The following is an 18,014-nucleotide window of genomic DNA, read 5'->3' on the forward strand; positions in this document are numbered from 1 at the left end:
TGCAGGGTTGCACCCTGCACCCGCGGTAGTGCCGGTCGCTGGCCGGCAAGTCCAAAGCCAAAGCGGCTCTGGGTTTCTGCGTGTTGGGCGGGGCGGTGTGGGTTGGCAGGACGCGCCGTGAACCCCCAGGCCGGCCAAGCCCGCCAATCCAACCGGGCTCTCCGCGAGCAACCAAACCCCGCCCCCCGCCACGAGGGGCTGCGCCGTTGGCTGAAAATCCATGTAACCGCTTACAAGGAAACGGATTTTTGTCGCAGCGGGTATCATGACCGGCTGACTTCACACAGGAGCCACCCGCTCATGCGCCGCAAGATCGTCGCCGGAAACTGGAAGCTGCATGGCAGCCGTCAATTCGCCAATGAACTGCTGGGGCAGGTGGCTGCCGGGCTGCCGCTGGAGGGGGTGGACGTGGTGATCCTGCCGCCGCTGCCGTACCTGGGTGAGCTGGTCGAGGACTTCGGCGAGACCGGCCTGGCCTTTGGCGCGCAGGACGTGAGCAGCAACGAGAAGGGCGCCTACACCGGCGAGGTCTGCGCGGCCATGCTGGTCGAGGTCGGGGCCCGCTATGGCCTGGTCGGCCATTCCGAGCGCCGCCAGTACCACCACGAGAGCAGCGAGCTGGTCGCGCGCAAGTTCGCGGCCGCCCAGCACGCCGGCCTGGTGCCGGTGCTGTGCGTGGGCGAGACCCTGGAGCAGCGCGAGGCCGGGCAGACCGAAGCGGTCATCGCCAGCCAGCTGGCACCGGTGCTGGAGCTGGTCGGCGCGGCCGGTTTGGCCCAGGCCGTGGTCGCCTATGAGCCGGTCTGGGCCATCGGTACCGGCCGTACCGCCACCAAGGAGCAGGCACAGCAGGTGCACGCGTTCATCCGTGGCGAAGTCGCGCGTATCGATGCTAGAATCGCTGATTCACTGCCCATTGTTTACGGCGGTAGCGTGAAGCCCGACAATGCCGGGGAACTGTTCGCGCAGCCGGATGTCGATGGTGGGCTGGTCGGCGGCGCCTCCCTGGTGGCCGCGGACTTCCTGGCCATCGCAAGGGCGGCGGCCGCGAACTAATCCTAGAAGTATTGTCCGAGGGCGGTTTCCAATGCTGATGTTGATCCTCAATGTCGTCTACGTGCTGGTCGCTGTGGCCATGATCGCGCTGATCCTGATGCAGCGTGGCTCGGGTGCGGCGGCGGGTTCGGGCTTTGGTGCCGGCGCCTCGGGTACGGTGTTCGGTGCGCGTGGCGCCTCGAACTTCCTGTCCAAGTCGACCAAGTGGCTGGCCGTCGTGTTCTTCGGCATCAGCCTCTTCATGGCCTGGTATGCCGGTCATGGCAGCCGTCCGGCGGCCGACCAGGATCTGGGCTTGATGTCCGCCCCGGCGGCGGTCGCTTCGGCGGCTCCGGCAGGCGAATTGCCGGCCGTTCCGAAGGCTGATGCGGTCCCGGCCGCCCCGGTTCCGGCCGCGAATGTGCCGGCTCAGGCGGAATCTTCGGTTTCTGGTGAAGAAAAGCCTTCGGAAGGCTCCCAGAAACACTGAAGCCGGTTACAATACGCGGCGCATCGGGAAGATAGTCTGATGTGATCGTTTGCCCAGGTGGCGGAATTGGTAGACGCACTACCTTGAGGTGGTAGCGACTTAGGTCGTAGGGGTTCGAGTCCCCTCTTGGGCACCATTTGTAAGTAAAGCGGGTTCGCCTGGCGCGCAAGGCGCCAGGTAGATTCCCGTCCACTCCCCCATGCCAAAGCGCCTGCAGGCGCAGCGGCAGAGGCAAGAGAGAATCGCTGTGCTGGCCGAATATTTGCCGTCTCTGCTGTTTCTGATCGTTGCCACCGGTATCGGCATTACGCTGATGCTGGTTGGTCGATTCCTCGGTCCCCGCCGCCCCGATCTGGAAAAGCTGTCGCCGTACGAGTGCGGCTTCGAGGCCTTCGAAGACGCGCGCATGAAGTTCGACGTGCGCTACTACCTGATCGCGATCCAGTTCATCGTCTTCGACCTGGAAATCATCTTCATCGTGCCGTGGACCCAGGTCTTCATGGAGCTGGGCGCGCGTTCGCTCGTCACCATGGGCCTGTTCGTCGGCATGCTGTTCCTCGGTTTCATTTACGTCTGGAAGAAGGGAGCGCTGGAATGGGAGTGATTCAGACTCTCGATGGCCTCATGAACAACCCCACGCCGGAAGGCCGGGTTGATGACATCCTGCGGCCGGAAGGTGACAACCCGCTGCTGGAAAAGGGCTTCGTCACCACCAGCGTCGATGCACTGCTGAACTGGGCGCGCACCGGCTCGATGTGGCCGATGACCTTCGGTCTGGCCTGCTGCGCGGTCGAGATGATGCATGCCGGCGCCGCGCGCCTGGACCTTGACCGCTACGGCGTGGTGTTCCGCCCGTCGCCGCGCCAGTCCGACGTGATGATCGTGGCCGGTACCCTGGTCAACAAGATGGCCCCGGCGCTGCGCAAGGTCTACGACCAGATGCCGGACCCGAAGTGGGTCATCTCGATGGGTAGCTGCGCCAATGGTGGCGGCTATTACCACTACTCCTATTCTGTCGTGCGCGGCTGTGATCGCGTGGTGCCGGTGGACGTCTACGTCCCGGGTTGCCCGCCGACCGCCGAGGCGCTGGTGTACGGGATCCTGCAGCTGCAGAAGAAGATCTGGCGTACACAGACCATCGCCCGCTGACCCCTTCACCTGACAAGAGCGCGCCAAGCCCCCATGGCAGAGCAAGCATCCTTCATCGACCGACTCTCCGCACGTTTCGCTGGTGCGAAGGTCATCGTGGTCGAACCCCGCGGCGAAGTGACGCTGGAAGTGCCTGCCGCCGAGTGGCACGCCACCGCCCTGGCGCTGCGTGACGAGTTTGGTTTCGAGCAGGCCGTGGATCTCTGCGGCGTCGATTACCTGGGTTATGGCTCCGACGAATGGGACACCGCCGACGTGTCCTCGCAGGGCTTCAGCCGTGGCGTCGAAGGCAAGGCCCAGGGCCGTTTCGCGTGGGGTGAGTTCCCCACCGAGGAAAACGGTGCCGACGGTGCCCGCCCGCAGCACATGCCGACCCAGCGTTTCGCCGTGGTCGCCCAGCTGCGCTCGTACCAGCACAACCTGATGATGCACCTGCGCTGCTTCGCGCCTGACGAAGCACTGCCGGTGGTGTCCTCGCTGACCGGCATCTGGCCGGGCCTGAACTGGTTCGAGCGCGAAGCGTTCGACCTGTACGGCGTGATCTTCGAAGGCCACCCGGACCTGCGCCGGATCCTGACCGACTACGGTTTCGTCGGCCATCCGTTCCGCAAGGACTTCCCGCTGATCGGCAATGTCGAAGTCCGCTACGACGAAGAAAAGAAGCGCGTGATCTACGAACCGGTCACCTCGGTGGAGCCGCGTGTCGGCGTGCCGCGCGTGATCCGCGACGACGCCCGTCTGCAGACCGCAGAAGGTGAGCGCGCGCAGGAGGCAGTGAAGTGAGCCACGTACACCAGGCCGGCGAAGCATTCGCCAGCAACGCCGCCGAAAGCCGGCAGGAAATCCGCAACTACACCATGAACTTCGGCCCGCAGCATCCGGCCGCTCACGGTGTGCTGCGCCTGATCCTGGAAATGGACGGTGAAACCATCATGCGCGCCGACCCGCACGTGGGTCTGCTGCACCGTGGTACCGAAAAGCTGGCCGAGTCCAAGCCGTTCAACCAGTCGATCGGTTACATGGATCGACTGGATTACGTGTCGATGATGTGCAACGAGCACGCCTACGTGCGCGCGATCGAGACCCTGATGGGCATCGAGGCGCCGGAGCGTGCGCAGTACATCCGCACCATGTACGACGAGATCACCCGCATCCTCAACCACCTGATGTGGCTGGGCTCCAACGCGCTCGACCTGGGTGCGATGGCGGTGATGCTGTACGCCTTCCGCGAGCGCGAAGAGCTGATGGACTGCTATGAAGCAGTCTCCGGCGCACGCATGCACGCGGCGTACTACCGTCCGGGCGGTGTCTACCGCGACCTGCCGGACCACATGCCGAAGTACAAGGAGTCGCGCTGGCACAAGGGCAAGGCGCTGAAGCAGCTCAATGCTTCGCGCGAGGGCTCGCTGCTGGACTTCCTGGAGAACTTCACCGTCGAGTTCCCCAAGCGCATCGACGAATACGAAACCCTGCTGACCGACAACCGTATCTGGAAGCAGCGTACCGTCGGCATCGGCGTGGTGACGCCGGAACTGGCGCACCAGTGGGGCATGACCGGCGTGATGCTGCGTGGCTCGGGCGTCGCCTGGGACCTGCGCAAGAAGCGCCCGTACGCCAAGTACGATGCCGTCGATTTCGACATCCCGCTGGGCAAGGAAGGCGACTGCTACGACCGCTACCTGGTCCGCGTTGCCGAAATGCGCGAGTCCAACCGCATCATCAAGCAGTGCGTGGCGTGGCTGAAGGCCAACCCGGGCCCGGTGATGGTGAAGAACTTCAAGGTCGCTCCGCCCAAGCGCGAGGACATGAAGGACGACATGGAAGCGCTGATCCACCACTTCAAGCTGTTCAGCGAAGGCTACTGCGTGCCGGCCGGCGAGACCTACTCGGCGGTGGAAGCCCCGAAGGGCGAATTCGGCTGCTACCTGGTCTCCGATGGCGCCAACAAGCCGTTCCGCGTGCACCTGCGTGCGCCGGGCTTCGCCCACCTGTCCTCGATCGATTCGATCGTGCGCGGCCACATGCTGGCCGACGTGGTGGCGATGATCGGTACCTACGACCTGGTGTTCGGCGAGGTTGACCGGTAATGCCGTCCGCCACGCCAACGCCCGCTGCAGGCAGCCGGCGCAAGCCGGCGCCGCAGTTTCTGGAATTTCACGTTATGCATTTCGCTGAGGTCGGCCGATGAAGGCGACAGGTAATTTCGAGGCGGCGCGCGACGTCGACCCGATGGTGGTGCTGAGCGACAAGACCCGCGCTCACATCGATCACTGGCTGTCCAAGTTCCCGCCGGACCGCAAGCGCTCTGCCGTGCTGCAGGGCCTGCATGCGGCCCAGGAGCAGAACCAGGGCTGGCTGACCGACGAACTGATCGCCGGTGTGGCCAAGTACCTGGACCTGCCGCCGGTGTGGGCCTACGAGGTCGCCAGCTTCTACTCGATGTTCGAGACCGAGAAGGTGGGCCGCAACAACGTGGCCATCTGCACCAACATCAGCTGCTGGCTCAATGGCGCCGAGGACATCGTCCGCCACTGCGAGAAGAAGCTGGGCATCAAGCACGGTGAATCGACCCCGGACGGCCGCGTCTACCTCAAGCGCGAGGAAGAGTGCCTGGCTGGCTGCGGCGGCGCGCCGATGATGGTCATCAACGGTCACTACCATGAGCGTCTGACCCTGGAAAAGGTCGACGAGCTGCTGGACGGGCTGGAGTAAGGGCATGGCACATCACCACGAATCCAAGGGTCCGGTCGGCCCCGCGCCGCTGCCGCACCAGGTGGTCTATACCACCCTGCATTACGACACCCCGTGGTCGTACGAAAGCTACCTGAAGACCGGTGGCTACGCCGCCCTGCGCAAGATCCTCGAAGAGAAGATCCCGCCGGAGCAGGTCATCGAGATGGTCAAGGCCTCGGGCCTGCGCGGCCGCGGTGGCGCAGGCTTCCCGACCGGCCTGAAGTGGTCCTTCATGCCGAAGGGCAACATGCAGAAGTACATCCTCTGCAACTCGGACGAATCCGAGCCGGGCACCTGCAAGGACCGCGACATCCTGCGCTACAACCCGCATTCGGTGGTGGAAGGCATGGCGATCGCCTGCTACGCCACCGGTTCGACCGTGGGTTACAACTACCTGCGCGGTGAGTTCCACCACGAGCCGTTCGAGCACTTCGAGCAGGCCCTGGCCGACGCCTATGCGAACGGCTGGCTGGGCAAGAACATCCTCGGCAGCGGCGTGGACATCGACATCTACGGCGCGCTGGGCGCCGGCGCGTACATCTGCGGCGAAGAAACCGCGCTGATGGAATCGCTGGAGGGCAAGAAGGGCCAGCCGCGCTACAAGCCGCCGTTCCCGGCCAATTTCGGCCTGTATGGCAAGCCGTCGACGATCAACAACACCGAAACCTATGGTTCGGTGCCGGCGATCATCCGCAACGGTCCGGAGTGGTTCAAGGGCCTGAGCCTGACCGCCAACGGCGGTCCGAAGTGCTTCTCGGTGTCCGGCTGCGTGCAGAATGGCGGCAACTTCGAAGTGCCGCTCGGCACCAAATTCCACGACCTGCTGGAAATGGCCGGTGGCCTGCGTCCGGGCCGCACGCTGAAGGGCGCGATCCCGGGCGGCGTGTCGATGCCGGTGCTGACCGCGGCCGAGCTGAAGGACCTGCCGATGGACTACGACACCATCCGTGCACTGGGCTCCGGCCTGGGTTCGGGCGCGATCGTGGTGCTGGACGACAGCGTCTGCTGCGTCAAGTTCGCCTGCCGTATCAGCCAGTTCTTCCACAAGGAATCCTGTGGCCAGTGCACCCCGTGCCGTGAGGGCACCGGCTGGATGCACCGCGTGCTGGAGCGCATCGTCGCCGGCAAGGCCACGATGGAAGACCTGCACCAGCTGAAGGCGGTGGCCGGCCAGATCGAAGGCCACACCATCTGTGCGTTCGGTGAAGCGGCTGCATGGCCCATCCAGGGCTTCCTGCGCCAGTTCTGGGACGAATTCGAGTACTACATCGTCAACGGTCATTCGATGGTTGACGGCAAGAAGGTGGAGGCAGCCGCCGCATGAGCGCGCAACCCGTAAACCCGAACGTGCCACCGGATCACGTGACCATCGAAATCGATGGCAAGTCGCTGGTCGTGCCCAAGGGTTCGATGATCATCCAGGCGGCCGACAAGGCCGGCATTTCGATTCCGCGCTTCTGCTACCACGAGAAGCTGCCGATCGCCGCCAACTGCCGCATGTGCCTGGTGGACGTGGAAAAGTCGCCGAAGCCGGCGCCGGCCTGCGCCACTCCGGTGATGGATGGCATGAAGGTCGCCACCCGCAGCGAGAAGGCACTGAAGTTCCAGCGCTCGGTGATGGAGTTCCTGCTCATCAACCACCCCCTCGACTGCCCGATCTGCGATCAGGGCGGCGAGTGCGAGCTGCAGGACGTGTCGCTGGGCTATGGCCGTTCGGTCAGCCGCTTCAACGAGCGCAAGCGCGTGGTGCCGGACGAGGACATGGGCCCGCTGGTCGCCACCGAGATGACCCGCTGCATCCAGTGCACCCGCTGCGTCCGCTTCACCGCCGACGTCGCCGGTACCTACGAACTGGGTGGCATGTACCGCGGTGAGAACCTGCAGATCGGTACCTTCGACGGCAAGCCGCTGACCACCGAACTGTCCGGCAATGTCGTCGACGTCTGCCCGGTCGGCGCACTGACCAACAAGGTGTTCCAGTTCCGCGCCCGCCCGTGGGAACTGACCGCGCGCGAGTCGCTGGGCTACCACGACGCGATGGGTTCGAACCTGTTCCTGCACGTGCGTCGCGGCGAAGTGCTGCGCACCGTGCCGCGCGACAACGAAGCGGTGAACGAGTGCTGGCTGTCCGACCGTGACCGCTACTCGCACCAGGGCCTGTACAGCGAAGACCGTGCGGTCAAGCCGCTGCGCAAGGTCAATGGCGAGTGGAAGGAAGTGAGCTGGGCCGAAGGCCTGGCCGCGGCCGCCGAGATCCTCAAGGCCAACCAGGGCGACAACCTGGGCGTGCTGGTGCATCCGTCCACCTCGAACGAGGAAGGCGCGCTGCTGGCCCGCCTGGCCAAGGGCCTGGGCTCGAGCAACATCGACCACCGCATCAACAACCGTGATTTCTCCGACGCTGCAACCGCCGAAGTGTTCGGCCTGCCGCTGGCCGAAATCGAAGGCGCCGACCGCATCGTCGTTCTGGGCAGCAACATCCGCCACGAACTGCCGCTGCTGCACGCCCGCCTGCGCAAGGCGCAGACCACCAAGGGCGCGAAGATCCACGTCGTCAATCCGGTGGACTTCGACTTCGCCTTCAGCATTGCCGGCAAGCAGATCGTCGCGCCGTCGAAGTTCGTCGACGCGCTGGCCAACGCCGAGCTGCGTTCGGCCGTGCAGGGCGGCAACAACACCGTGCTGATCGTTGGTGGCATCGCCGAAAACCACCCGCAGGCTGCCGCCATCCGCGCCGCCGCGCGTGACTTCGCCGCCGCCACCGGTGCCAAGCTGTGCCGCATCCCGCAGGGCGCCAACGCCGTGGGCCTGACCCGCGCCGGCGTGCTGCCGGCCGGCAAGGACGTCGCCGCGATGCTGGCGCAGCCGCGCCAGGCCTACGTGGTGTACGGCCTGGAGCCGGGCCTGGATTTCGCCGATGCACCTGCCGCGCGCAAGGCGCTGGCCGGTGCCCAGGTGGTGGCCTTCAGCCAGTTCGCCTGTGCCTCGACCCGCGACGTCGCCGACGTGATCCTGCCGATCGGTGCGCTGCCGGAAATCGACGCCACCCTGACCAATCTCGATGGTCGCGAGCAGTCGGCCCGTGCCGGCGGCAAGCTGCCGGGCGAGGCCCGTGAAGGCTGGCGCGTGCTGCGCGCACTGGGCGGCGACATGGCGCTGGCCGGTTTCGACTTCACCGACCTGGCCGGCCTGCGTGCCAGCCTGGCCCCGGTGTCGGTCACCGTTGCCGCTTCGGCGCAGCCGGTGATTGCCGGCGAAGGCCTGGAAGTGGCTTCGACCGCCGCGATCTACCGCACCGATGCGGTGGTCCGTCGCGCCCCGGCGCTGCAGTCGCATCCGCTCAACAACGCCCCGCGCATCGTGCTGAACGCTGAAGATGCCGCTCGCCTGCAGCTGCAGGAAGGGCAGATGGCCAAGGTCGGCACCGATGCCGGCAAGGCCACCCTGCCGGTGGTGGTCGACGCCCGCGTCGCTGCGGGTTCGGTCTGGATTGAATCGGGCCACGGCGCGACCGCGCCGCTGGGTGCCGCTCGCGTAACGGTGGTGGCTGCATGAACGAATTGCTGTTGAACGCGGTCGACCCGCTGCACCAGTGGCTGCTTGGCCTCGGTGACATCGGCGCGCTGATCTGGATCATCCTGAAGATCCTGGTGATCACCGTTCCGGTGATCATCTCGGTGGCCTTCTACGTGGTCTGGGAACGCAAGCTGATCGGCTGGATGCACGTCCGCCACGGCCCGATGTACGTGGGCATGGGCATCTTCCAGGCCTTCGCCGACGTCTTCAAGCTGCTGTTCAAGGAAGTGGTCCAGCCGAGCAGCGCCAACAAGGCGATCTACCTGCTGGCACCGCTGATCACCCTGGCCCCGGCCTTCGCGGCCTGGTCGGTGGTCCCCTTCGATTCGCAGATCGTGCTGTCCAATGCCAACGCCGGCCTGCTGTACCTGCTGGCGATGACCTCGCTGGGTATCTACGGCATCATCCTGGCCGGTTGGGCGTCCAACTCGAAGTACGCGTTCCTGGGTGCCATGCGCGCCTCGGCGCAGATGATCAGCTACGAAATCGCCATGGGCTTCGCCCTGGTCGGCGTGATGATCGCCGCTGGCAGCCTGAACCTGAGCAATATCGTGATGGCGCAGGCCGGCAGCTCCGGCTTCTTCGACTGGTTCCTGCTGCCGCTGTTCCCGCTGTTCGTCATCTACTGGGTGTCGGGCGTGGCTGAAACCAACCGCGCGCCGTTCGACGTGGTGGAAGGCGAATCGGAAATCGTCGCCGGCCACATGGTCGAATACTCCGGCGGTGCCTTCGCGCTGTTCTTCCTGGCCGAATACGCGAACATGATCCTGATCAGCTTCCTGATCTCGATCTTCTTCCTCGGCGGCTGGCTGAGCCCGGTCCAGGGCTGGGTCAACTTCGGCGATGTCTCGCCGCTGGTCGACTGGATCTGGAAGGGTGGTGCACCGTGGCTGTTCGTCAAGGTGTTCTTCTTCGCCAGTGCCTACATCTGGTTCCGTGCCAGCTTCCCGCGCTTCCGCTACGACCAGATCATGCGCCTGGGCTGGAAGGTCTTCATCCCGCTGGCCATTCTGTGGATCGCGGTTACCGCCGTCATGGTGTTCTTCGGCGTGATTCAAAAGGGCGTCTAAAGTGATGAACAGGATTACCCATTACTTCAAGAGCCTGCTGCTGCTCGAACTGTTGGCGGGCCTCTGGCTGACGCTGAAGTACAGCTTCAAGCCGAAGTACACGATGATGTACCCGATGGAGAAGTTCCCGCAGTCGCCGCGCTTCCGTGGCCTGCACGCGCTGCGCCGTTACCCCAACGGCGAAGAGCGCTGCATTGCCTGCAAGCTGTGCGAAGCGGTGTGCCCGGCCCTGGCCATCACCATCGACTCGGCCAAGCGCGAGGACGGCACCCGCCGCACCACCCGCTACGACATCGACCTGTTCAAGTGCATCTTCTGCGGCTTCTGCGAAGAAAGCTGCCCGGTGGACTCGATCGTCGAAACCCACATCCTCGAGTACCACTTCGAGAACCGTGGCGAAAACATCGTTACCAAGCCGCAGCTGCTGGCCCTTGGCGATCGTCTCGAAAACGAGATCGCCGAGCGTCGTGCCGCCGATGCCGCTTACCGCTGAGGTCGAGAGATGGATTGGGTAAATATCGCTTTCTGGGTGTTCGCCATCGCGGCAACGGTTTCGGCCGGTGCGGTGATCAGCGTGCGCAACCCGGTGCATGCAGTGCTGTGCCTGGTGCTGACCTTCTTCTCCATTGCCTGCGTGTGGCTGCTGGTGGGCGCCGAGTTCCTCGGCGTGGCGCTGGTGCTGGTCTACGTCGGCGCGGTGATGGTGCTGTTCCTGTTCGTGGTGATGATGCTGGACATCGATCCCACCAAGATGCGTGAGGGCTGGGTGCGCTACCTGCCGGTCGGCCTGATCGTGGCAGTGGCGATGCTGGTGCAGATGCTGATCCTGATCGGCGTGAAGGGCAGGGCGGTCACTCCGTTCCCGGCCGACAACGCCGCTGCGGTCGCTGCCGACAGCTCCAACGTCACCTGGCTGGCGCGCACGCTGTTCACCGAATACCTGCTGCCGTTCGAGTTCGCCGCCGTCATCCTGACCGTGGCCGTGGTCGCCGCCGTGATGCTGACCCTGCGTCGCCGTACCGGCGTGAAGAGCCAGAACCCGGGTGAGCAGACCATGGTCAAGGCCGGCCAGCGCCTGCGCATGGTCAAGATGGGCGCCGAAGCACCGGTCGTGCACAGCAACAGCAAGCCGGCCACCGGCGAGGAGACCCAGCCGTGATTACCCTTGGCCACATGCTTGCGCTTGGCGCGGTGCTGTTCGCCATCAGCCTGGCCGGCATCTTCCTCAACCGGAAGAACGTCATCGTCCTGCTGATGTCGATCGAGCTGATGCTGCTGTCGGTGAACATCAACTTCGTCGGCTTCTCGCGTCAGCTGGGCGATCCGTCCGGCCAGCTGTTCGTGTTCTTCATCCTGACCGTCGCCGCCGCGGAAGCCGCCATCGGCCTGGCGATCCTGGTGACCCTGTTCCGTACCCGCCGCACGATCAATGTCGGCGAAGTCGATTCGTTGAAGGGCTGATCCACAGATGGAAATCACTCTCTCCAAGAGTCTGTTGATCGCAGTGGTGCTTGCACCGCTGTTCGGCAGCATCATCGCCGGCCTGTTCGGTCGCCAGGTCAAGCGCTTCGGCGCGCAGACCATCACCATCCTCGGCGTCGCGGTAGCCTGCGGCCTGTCGATGTACACGTTCTACCAGCTGATGTGGGGCGGCGCGCAGCCGTTCAACCAGAACATCTACACGTTCTTCGAAGTCGGCCAGTATTCGGCGCACGTCGGCTTCATGGTCGACAAGCTGACCGCGATGATGATGGTGGTGGTGACCTTCGTGTCGCTGCTGGTCCACATCTACACGATCGGCTACATGCAGGACGACCCGGGCTACCAGCGGTTCTTCAGCTACATCTCGCTGTTCACCTTCTCGATGCTCACCCTGGTGATGAGCAACAACTTCCTGCAGCTGTTCTTCGGCTGGGAAGCGGTGGGCCTGGTGTCGTACCTGCTGATCGGCTTCTGGTTCAAGCGCCCGACCGCGATCTTCGCCAACATGAAGGCGTTCCTGGTCAACCGTGTCGGTGACTTCGGCTTCCTGCTGGGTATCGCTGGCGTGCTGTGGGTGTTCGGCACCCTGGACTACTCGCAGGTGTTCTCGCAGGCCGGCATGCTGGCTGACCCGCGCGCCCAGCTGCAGATCTGGGACGGCACGATCCTGGGCATGCAGCTGCTGAACGAGCCGGTGATCTGGTCGATCGCCACCGTCATCTGCATCTGCCTGTTCATCGGCGCCATGGGCAAGTCGGCCCAGGTCCCGCTGCACGTGTGGCTGCCGGACTCGATGGAAGGCCCGACCCCGATCTCGGCACTGATCCACGCCGCGACGATGGTGACCGCCGGTATCTTCATGGTCACCCGCATGTCGCCGCTGTTCGAGCTGTCGCAGACGGCGCTGAACTTCGTGCTGTTCATCGGTGCCACCACCGCGTTCTTCACCGGCCTGATCGGCATCGTGCAGAACGACATCAAGCGCGTCGTCGCGTACTCCACGCTGTCGCAGCTGGGCTACATGACCGTCGCCCTGGGCGTGTCGGCCTACTCGGCCGCCGTGTTCCACCTGATGACCCACGCCTTCTTCAAGGCCCTGCTGTTCCTGGGCGCCGGCTCGGTCATCATCGCGATGCACCACGAGCAGGACATGCGCAAGATGGGCGGCCTGCGCAAGTACATGCCGATCACCTTCATCACCATGTGGATCGGTACGCTGGCCCTGGTTGGTACGCCGTTCTTCTCCGGCTTCTACTCGAAGGACACCATCATCGAGGCGGCCGAGATCCACGCCCACATGCAGAACAGCTGGGTGGCCACCTATGGCTACTGGGCGGTGCTGGGTGGCGTGCTGGTGACCAGCTTCTACAGCTTCCGCCTGCTGTTCATGACCTTCCACGGCAAGGAGCGTTTCCGCGACGCGCACGACGATCATGGCCACGGCCATGACGATCACCACGCCGCCGATGCCCGCCATGGCGATGCCCATGACGACCACGGCCATGGCCACGGTCCGCATGAACCGCATGAAACCCCGTGGGTGGTGACCCTGCCGCTGATCCTGCTGGCCATCCCGTCGATCGCCATCGGTTTCTTCAGCATCGGTCCGATGCTGCACGGCACCGACTGGGCCGGCAACCATGCGCACGAGGCGATCAAGGGCCAGGCACAGACGTTCTTCACCGGCATCGTCGACTTCTACGATCCGGCCAAGAACACCGTCGCGTTCCTGGGTGAAGAGTTCCATGGCCCGGTCGCGTTCGCGCTGCACGGCATGATGCTGCCGCCGTTCTGGCTGACCCTGGCGGGCTTCCTGCTGGCCGCGCTGTTCTACCTGTGGAAGCCGGACCTCTCGGGCAAGGCACGCAAGACCTTCGCCCCGATCGTTTCGGTGCTGGAAAACAAGTACGGCTTCGACAAGCTGTGGATCGATGGCTTTGCCGGTGGCAGCGTCAAGCTGGGCAAGGTCTCGCGCTGGATCGACAGCAACATCGTCGACGGCGTGGTCAATCTCTCGGCACGTGTTGTGGACGTTGCAGCCGGCGTGCTGCGTCGTACCCAATCCGGTTTCCTCTATCACTACGCCTTCGCGATGATCATCGGCCTGATTGCCCTGCTGGGCGTGCTGATGCATTACCTGCGTTGATGACCTGTACGGAATAAGAAGACGTGTCGAACTGGCCTCTACTCAGTGTCCTCATCTGGCTGCCGATCATCGGTGGCGCCCTGATCCTTGCGATCCGTGATGCACAGACTGCCCGCTGGGCGTCGCTGGGCGTCGCGGTACTCACCTTCGTTGCAAGCCTCTCGCTGCTGAGCGGCTACAACGCGGGCATCGACGGCCTGCAGTTCGTCGAGACCCATGCCTGGATCCCGGCGTACAAGATCGGCTACAACCTGGGCGTGGACGGCATTGCCGTGGCGCTGATCCTGCTGACCACCCTGGTCAGCGTGCTTGCCCTGATCGGCGCCTGGAGCGCCATCGACAAGCGCGTCAACCAGTACGTGGCGGCCTTCCTGATCCTGGAAGGCGTCACCGTCGGCATCTTCGCCGCGACGGACGCGATGCTGTTCTACGTGTTCTTCGAAGCCATGCTGATCCCGATGTTCCTGATCATCGGTGTCTGGGGTGGCCCGCGCCGCATCTACGCAGCACTGAAGTTCTTCCTGTACACCTTCCTCGGCTCGGTGCTGATGCTGGTGGCGCTGATCTACCTGTACATGAAGGGCGGCAGCTTCCAGCTGGCCGACCTGTACGCGCTGCCGCTGTCGGCCAAGGAACAGACCTGGATCTTCTTCGCCTTCCTGATCGCCTTCGCGGTCAAGGTGCCGATGTTCCCGGTCCACACCTGGCTGCCGGACGCCCACGTGGAAGCGCCGACCGCCGGTTCGGTGATCCTGGCCGCCATCGCCCTGAAGATCGGTGGCTACGGCTTCCTGCGCTTCAACCTGCCGATCGTCCCGGACGCGTCGCAGGAATGGGCCTGGCTGGTGATCGCGCTGTCGTTGATCGCGGTGATCTACGTCGGCCTGGTCGCCCTGGTGCAGGACGACATGAAGAAGCTGATCGCCTATTCGTCGATCGCGCACATGGGCTTCGTTACCCTGGGCACCTTCATCGCCCTGTGGCTGGTGCGTGAAGCCGGCAACGCCGATGCTGCCCGCCTGGGCCTGCAGGGCGCCATGGTGCAGATGATCTCGCACGGCTTCGTGTCCGGTGCGATGTTCTCCTGTGTCGGCGTGCTGTACGACCGCATGCACAGCCGCCGCATCGCCGATTACGGCGGCGTGGTCAACGTGATGCCGTGGTTCGCCACCTTCGCCATGCTGTTCTTCATGGCCAATGCGGGCCTGCCGGGCACCAGCGGTTTCGTCGGCGAGTTCATGGTCATCCTGTCGGCCTTCCAGCGTAATCCGTGGATCGCACTGGGCGCGGCCACCACCCTGATCATCGGCGCCGCCTACACCCTGTGGCTGTACAAGCGCATCTTCTTCGGTGAAGTGGCCAATAGCCATGTTGCCGAACTGAAGGACATCAACGGTCGTGAATGGCTGGTGCTGGGCGTGTTCGCCATCGGCGTGCTGGCCCTGGGCATCTACCCCAAGCCGCTGACCGACCTGATGGAGCCCTCGATCGCGAAGCTGGCGATGCAGATCGCATCCAGCAAGCTGCTGTAATTCCAGGATTTGATGATGACCACCTCGCCGCTGCTGCCATTGACCGCCGCTGACCTGCCACCGCTCGCTCCCGAGCTGGTGCTGATCGGCAGCGCCTTCGCCCTGATGATCCTCGACCTGTTCGTCAGCAACCGGAACAAGATCGTCACCCACCTGTTCTCGCTCGCTGCGCTGGCCGTGGTGCTGTTCATGCTGGCCACCGGCGTGGGCGGGCAGGGCGAGGTCTTCCATGGCATGTTCGTGCGCGATACCGCCGCGGACGTGATGAAGACCGGGATCGTGCTGCTCAGCGGCCTGACCCTGGTCTACGGCTGGCGCTACCTGCGTGACCGCAACCTGTTCCAGGGCGAGATCCCGGTGCTGATCCTGTTCGGCACCGCCGGCATGATGATCCTGGTCTCGGCCGGCAGCCTGCTGATGGTCTACCTGGGCCTGGAACTGCTGGCGCTGTGCTCCTACGCACTGGTTGCCAGCAACCGTGAGAACGGTCTGGCCTCGGAAGCGGCGATGAAGTACATCGTGCTGGGTTCGCTGGCCTCGGGCCTGCTGCTGTACGGCATGTCGCTGATCTACGGCGCCACCGGCAGCCTGCACCTGGACGTCATCCATGACGCCATCCCGCACTCGGAAGAGCGCGTGCTGCTGATCACCGGTGCGGTGTTCATGATCGCCGGCGTCGCCTTCAAGCTGGGCGCCGCACCGTTCCACATGTGGCTGCCGGACGTGTACCAGGGTGCCCCGGCACCGATCGCACTGTTCATCAGCTCGGCGCCGAAGCTGGCCGCCTTCGGCATGGCCTACCGCCTGCTGGAAATGGGCGTGGGTCCGCTGTCGACTGAACTGCAGCTGCTGATCGCCGGCCTGGCCGCGGTCTCGCTGGTCATCGGCAACCTGATGGCCATCGCGCAGAGCAACCTCAAGCGCATGCTGGCGTTCTCCACCGTCTCGCACATCGGCTTCCTGCTGATGGGCATCGCCGGTGGTGGCGCGCAGGGCTATGCCGCCGCGCTGTTCTACGCACTGGCCTACGCCATCATGTCCACCGCCGCGTTCGGCGCGATCATCGCGCTGTCGCGTGCCGGTTTCGAAGCCGAGAACATCGAGGACTTCAAGGGCCTCAATGCCCGCAACCCGTGGATGGCCGGCCTGGTGCTGTGCATCATGGCGTCGCTGGCCGGCATTCCGCCGTTCCTGGGCTTCTGGACCAAGCTGGCGGTGCTGGGCGCGGCCGTCAACGGGGGCCTGCTGTGGCTGGCCATCCTCGGCGTGCTGTGTGCCGTGGTCGGCTGCTTCTACTACCTGCGCGTCATCAAGGTCATGTACTTCGATGAGCCGGTGGGCGAGGCCATGCCGCGCAGCAACGACCGCGTGCTGGGCCTGGTGCTGGGCGTGAACGCGCTGGCGCTGCTGGCGCTGGGCCTGGCCTGGAACCCGATCATGGTCTGGTGCCAGCAGGCATTTGCGCATCTTGCATAAAAGTTGACACAAAGCTGCGCGATTCGTGTAATATGCGCAGCCTGAGTTGTCACTGCAGCGGTTCAGCCAGAACATCGTTGCGGTAGCCCTCCTCGAAAGAGAGCGGGGCAGCAGTTCAAACACTTCCGGTGCGGGGTGGAGCAGTCTGGCAGCTCGTCGGGCTCATAACCCGAAGGTCGCAGGTTCAAATCCTGCCCCCGCTACCAACTTCAGATCGGCGCCAACCGGTTTGATGAATGAGAGAAAGCTTGCATTTTTTGGAGCCAAAGCTCATAATTCCGCTTCTGATGCGGGGTGGAGCAGTCTGGCAGCTCGTCGGGCTCATAACCCGAAGGTCGCAGGTTCAAATCCTGCCCCCGCTACCAAGTAAAGAGATCGCCTTCTAAGTCCTGCTTCGAAGGCGTTTTTCTTTGGGTGGCTGCGTCGTTTCTGCGTGATCGGGGTCAGCTCCCTTTTCCGCGGGAAAGGGATCTGACCCCAGGTCCGCACCTTGCACCAGCGCGGTGCAGCCGCTATCATCAGCGGCCTAGCAGTACCCCTGAAGGCGGCCTCCCGGCGGGAGTCCGGACCCGGAAGGAGGGCCGCAACCGGCAGGCACTGCAGGTTGCAACCGGAATCCAGTCACCGGAGTCTTTCCGGAAAAGGGGCCCAGCGGGCCCTTTGTCGTTTCCGGGGCGTCATGTTTTCACGCCGGCCAAGGCCGGCACCCAACCAAGAGATCAAGGCAGGCTGTGAGCGACAAGGCAACCGACATCGCGAATCTGCTCGCCCCGACCGTTGTGTCGCTGGGCCTGGAGCTGCTGGGCGTTGAGTATCTGCCGGCCCCCGGCGGTGCGACCCTGCGCCTTTACATCGACGTGCCGCTGGCTGAACAGCCCGAGCGCATCATCAATGTCGACGACTGCGAGCGGGTCAGCCGCGAAGTGTCGGCGCAGCTGGACGTCGAAGACCCGATCAGCGGCAATTACACGCTGGAAGTGTCCTCGCCGGGCGTGGATCGCCCGCTGTTCAACCTGGAGCAGTTCGCTCGCCACCAGGGGGAATCGGCCAAGGTCACGCTGAAGCTGCCGCAGGACAACCGTCGTCGCCTGCAGGGCCGTATCGAGGCAACCGACGAGGCCGCAGGCACCATCACCTTCATCGTCGACAAGACCGAAGTGGTGGTGTCGGCCGACAACATCGACAAGGCACGGATCATGCCCGACTGGGTGGCGCTGGGGCTGGCCCCGAGCAAGCCGACCGGTCCGGCGCCGAAGCGTCCGAAGCCGAACACGAATTCTTCTTCCAACGAGCCGGCGGCAAAGAAGCCGCGCGCGGAGTGAGCC

Annotated in this window: 17 protein-coding genes and 3 tRNA genes; all 20 read left to right on the top strand. The window is 64.4% G+C overall.

What is annotated here, in order from left to right; all coding sequences use genetic code 11:
• Window positions 1-300: 300 nt before the first annotated feature.
• Window positions 301-1,056, top strand: coding sequence for a triose-phosphate isomerase (gene tpiA, locus JLDANKMP_RS07035; protein ID WP_212560805.1), 756 nt, complete (start codon window positions 301-303; stop codon window positions 1,054-1,056).
• Window positions 1,057-1,087: 31 nt separating this feature from the next.
• A complete protein-coding gene (gene secG / locus JLDANKMP_RS07040; protein WP_212560806.1) occupies window positions 1,088-1,525 on the top strand; it encodes a preprotein translocase subunit SecG in 438 nt (145 codons plus the stop codon).
• 51 nt (window positions 1,526-1,576) lie between these two features.
• Window positions 1,577-1,661: transfer RNA gene (locus tag JLDANKMP_RS07045), tRNA-Leu, on the top strand.
• Window positions 1,662-1,772: 111 nt separating this feature from the next.
• The gene (locus JLDANKMP_RS07050) at window positions 1,773-2,129 is read left to right on the top strand and encodes an NADH-quinone oxidoreductase subunit A (protein ID WP_005414075.1); all 357 of its coding nucleotides are present in this window, start codon (window positions 1,773-1,775) and stop codon (window positions 2,127-2,129) included.
• On the top strand, window positions 2,120-2,674 hold the full coding sequence (locus JLDANKMP_RS07055) for an NADH-quinone oxidoreductase subunit B (protein ID WP_005410463.1): 555 nt from the start codon (window positions 2,120-2,122) through the stop codon (window positions 2,672-2,674). The genes JLDANKMP_RS07050 and JLDANKMP_RS07055 overlap by 10 nt, the downstream gene beginning before the upstream one ends.
• A 33-nt stretch (window positions 2,675-2,707) precedes the next feature.
• Window positions 2,708-3,457 (top strand): NADH-quinone oxidoreductase subunit C, encoded by a 750-nt coding sequence (locus JLDANKMP_RS07060; RefSeq protein WP_005410462.1) that lies wholly within the window; start codon window positions 2,708-2,710, stop codon window positions 3,455-3,457.
• Window positions 3,454-4,761 carry an NADH-quinone oxidoreductase subunit D gene (locus tag JLDANKMP_RS07065; protein ID WP_014037950.1) on the top strand — a complete coding sequence of 436 codons (1,308 nt, stop codon included), beginning with the start codon at window positions 3,454-3,456 and terminating at the stop codon, window positions 4,759-4,761. The genes JLDANKMP_RS07060 and JLDANKMP_RS07065 overlap by 4 nt, the downstream gene beginning before the upstream one ends.
• Window positions 4,762-4,858: 97 nt before the next feature.
• Complete coding sequence (gene nuoE, locus JLDANKMP_RS07070) at window positions 4,859-5,386, top strand: NADH-quinone oxidoreductase subunit NuoE (RefSeq protein WP_005410460.1); 528 nt, start codon at window positions 4,859-4,861, stop codon at window positions 5,384-5,386.
• A gap of 4 nt (window positions 5,387-5,390) precedes the next feature.
• Window positions 5,391-6,731, top strand: coding sequence for an NADH-quinone oxidoreductase subunit NuoF (nuoF, locus tag JLDANKMP_RS07075; RefSeq protein WP_010486436.1), 1,341 nt, complete (start codon window positions 5,391-5,393; stop codon window positions 6,729-6,731).
• Window positions 6,728-8,962 carry an NADH-quinone oxidoreductase subunit NuoG gene (gene nuoG / locus JLDANKMP_RS07080; protein ID WP_062606465.1) on the top strand — a complete coding sequence of 745 codons (2,235 nt, stop codon included), beginning with the start codon at window positions 6,728-6,730 and terminating at the stop codon, window positions 8,960-8,962. Before nuoF ends, nuoG begins: the two co-directional genes overlap by 4 nt.
• Window positions 8,959-10,053, top strand: coding sequence for an NADH-quinone oxidoreductase subunit NuoH (gene nuoH, locus JLDANKMP_RS07085; RefSeq protein ID WP_005410457.1), 1,095 nt, complete (start codon window positions 8,959-8,961; stop codon window positions 10,051-10,053). Before nuoG ends, nuoH begins: the two co-directional genes overlap by 4 nt.
• A gap of 4 nt (window positions 10,054-10,057) precedes the next feature.
• Window positions 10,058-10,546: an NADH-quinone oxidoreductase subunit NuoI gene (gene nuoI / locus JLDANKMP_RS07090; protein ID WP_005410456.1), complete on the top strand. Its 489-nt coding sequence runs from the start codon at window positions 10,058-10,060 to the stop codon at window positions 10,544-10,546.
• Between the two features lie 9 nt (window positions 10,547-10,555).
• A complete protein-coding gene (locus JLDANKMP_RS07095) occupies window positions 10,556-11,212 on the top strand; it encodes an NADH-quinone oxidoreductase subunit J (RefSeq protein WP_010486441.1) in 657 nt (218 codons plus the stop codon).
• Window positions 11,209-11,514, top strand: a complete 306-nt coding sequence (gene nuoK / locus JLDANKMP_RS07100; protein WP_005410454.1) for an NADH-quinone oxidoreductase subunit NuoK — start codon at window positions 11,209-11,211, stop codon at window positions 11,512-11,514. Before JLDANKMP_RS07095 ends, nuoK begins: the two co-directional genes overlap by 4 nt.
• 7 nt (window positions 11,515-11,521) lie before the next feature.
• The gene (nuoL, locus tag JLDANKMP_RS07105; RefSeq protein ID WP_212560807.1) at window positions 11,522-13,681 is read left to right on the top strand and encodes an NADH-quinone oxidoreductase subunit L; all 2,160 of its coding nucleotides are present in this window, start codon (window positions 11,522-11,524) and stop codon (window positions 13,679-13,681) included.
• 23 nt (window positions 13,682-13,704) lie between these two features.
• A complete protein-coding gene (locus JLDANKMP_RS07110) occupies window positions 13,705-15,213 on the top strand; it encodes an NADH-quinone oxidoreductase subunit M (protein ID WP_005410452.1) in 1,509 nt (502 codons plus the stop codon).
• Window positions 15,214-15,228: 15 nt separating this feature from the next.
• Complete coding sequence (gene nuoN, locus JLDANKMP_RS07115) at window positions 15,229-16,689, top strand: NADH-quinone oxidoreductase subunit NuoN (protein ID WP_212560808.1); 1,461 nt, start codon at window positions 15,229-15,231, stop codon at window positions 16,687-16,689.
• Window positions 16,690-16,818: 129 nt separating this feature from the next.
• Window positions 16,819-16,895: transfer RNA gene (locus JLDANKMP_RS07120), tRNA-Met, on the top strand.
• 82 nt (window positions 16,896-16,977) lie between these two features.
• Window positions 16,978-17,054, top strand: a tRNA-Met gene (locus JLDANKMP_RS07125).
• A gap of 366 nt (window positions 17,055-17,420) precedes the next feature.
• Entirely contained in the window at window positions 17,421-18,011 is a 591-nt protein-coding gene (gene rimP, locus JLDANKMP_RS07130; protein WP_005410450.1) for a ribosome maturation factor RimP, read from the top strand.
• Window positions 18,012-18,014 lie beyond the last annotated feature (3 nt).

Source organism: Stenotrophomonas sp. PE591 (assembly GCF_018320795.1).
GTDB lineage: Bacteria > Pseudomonadota > Gammaproteobacteria > Xanthomonadales > Xanthomonadaceae > Stenotrophomonas > Stenotrophomonas maltophilia.